This is a genomic window from Mesorhizobium sp. M0208 (assembly GCF_040322015.1).
Lineage (GTDB): Bacteria > Pseudomonadota > Alphaproteobacteria > Rhizobiales > Rhizobiaceae > Mesorhizobium.
On the sequence record NZ_JAMYSP010000105.1, the window covers coordinates 1 to 1,609 of the forward strand.

Here is a 1,609-nt window from a genome sequence, read left to right on the forward strand (position 1 = left end):
TCCAAACGTCAGAGAAGCCGCTCGACGGCTTTACCTGCAACGCTGGTTATTGGAGCCGGCTCGTCAATGCGGGTGTCGTGCGCCTAAGCGCAAGTCAAATTCGTTTTCAGGCTCGGGATATCAAGGCCAGCGGCGCTATGATCCGGTAATATTCAGCCAGGCCATATGTTGTTTGCTATCGTTGCACATGGGAGGCTCCGATCGGGGGACATTTCAATCACAATGGCAACCGGACAGACGCTGGAAGCGCCGAGCCTGAAAGGCTAGAACGATGACACAAGCTTTGCCCTTCTTCGCGCCAGGCTTCGAGCTTTTTGGCGAGCGATCCTGAGCTCGGGCAGCGTTGGCTGCCACCAGCCTCGTTGCCGTTCCGCTAACCCGGCAGCACGCCGAGCGGGCCATGTTCTAATCAATTCAGCCAACGTGGCCGGACGCCATCTGCCCCAGACATGGTCGACCTTCGCCTCGATCAAATGCGGATAGAACGCTGCTAACTCCGAGGCGTCGACGAGTTCACCCGAAATCTCGGTGAAGACGACGATGCCGTATTGCTCCGTCGCCACGGTAAGGCCAAGCCGGGGTAAATCGTCAGCAGGCAATGGATAGCGACGTCGCCTGCGTTCGGCATACTGCAATCTAGCGGCTTTATATTCCTCGGAGTCTTTGGACGCTTCCCGTCGCCGTTTCCTCTCGTCCGGTTCTGCGCGGTCTGCGGCCCTTTCGATGCTTGGCCAATGGCGCCTCAACTCCTCGTATGAGCGGAAAGGCACCCTCCAGGCCCGCAGTTCGTCGTCCCAGCTCGCCCATGGAACGGCTCGCAGTTCCTCGAGGACCGTCCGCGAATATGGCGTGCGGATGCGCAGGTCGTCCGCGATTTCCAGATACCGGCTCCACAGCGGATCGAAGGCGAAAGCATCCCGTCCCTTGCTGTCATCGTGTGCTCCTCGTAGGTCCGCCTCTTGCGCAAGCCAGCGCTGGATCCGCCGCGCTGCAGTCTTTCCCGGCACGAACCAGCTTTTGCGCTCGTCACTCCACCTGGCGCGCGGGAATGTCTGTCGAAACCGCTCAACCGCCGCGCGATCGTACGGAAAGCGCGCTTCGGCACCAGGAGCTGTATGCGGTGAAGCAGGGACGTCGGATTTTTCCATCAGATTGCGAAGCACAACACTGCTCCCAAAGAACGCGGTGTAGGTCATTTGGGTCCGAAAGCACTGCAACGTACGGTCAGAGCTGCAAGGGGAAGCCAGGAGGCGATCGGCGAAACTGCTCAACGCGCTGGCGTGGCGAAACCTTCGCCGCGCCGGACCGTTTACTCTGCTCCAGGAGAGGTCCACTCATGCCCAGACGAGATGCAAAGAACCCAACGGCCAGACAGCCAACGAGCCCTCGTTCGCGTCCCCTGAAAGGCGAGGAGACGGAAGTGGACCACATCGTTGAAACGCAAAGTGTGTCGCCAGCCCAGGCGAGAGAGCTTGTACGGCGCCACGGAAACGATTGGCGTAAGATCGATGAAGCCGCCAAGTCCTATAAGGATGACAGCTAAGCACTTCCAAGCCGGGCGAAGGGAGCTTTGTCACGGCACCCGGCGGAGTTGCAAAATGAGCGGATC

The 1,609-nt window shown here is 59.7% G+C and carries 1 protein-coding gene; it reads right to left on the bottom strand.

The genetic code is table 11. The features are described 5' to 3' along the window. Positions 1-263 precede the first annotated feature (263 nt). The gene (locus NKJ17_RS33800; protein WP_352692039.1) at positions 264-1,148 is read right to left on the bottom strand and encodes a hypothetical protein; all 885 of its coding nucleotides are present in this window, start codon (positions 1,146-1,148) and stop codon (positions 264-266) included. Between the last annotated feature and the right edge of the window lie 461 nt (positions 1,149-1,609).

Excerpts from the sequence above, each read along its gene's own strand:
- NKJ17_RS33800 (WP_352692039.1), bottom strand. The coding sequence starts at position 1,148 with ATGGAAAAATCCGACGTCCCTGCTTCACCGCATACAGCTCCTGGTGCC.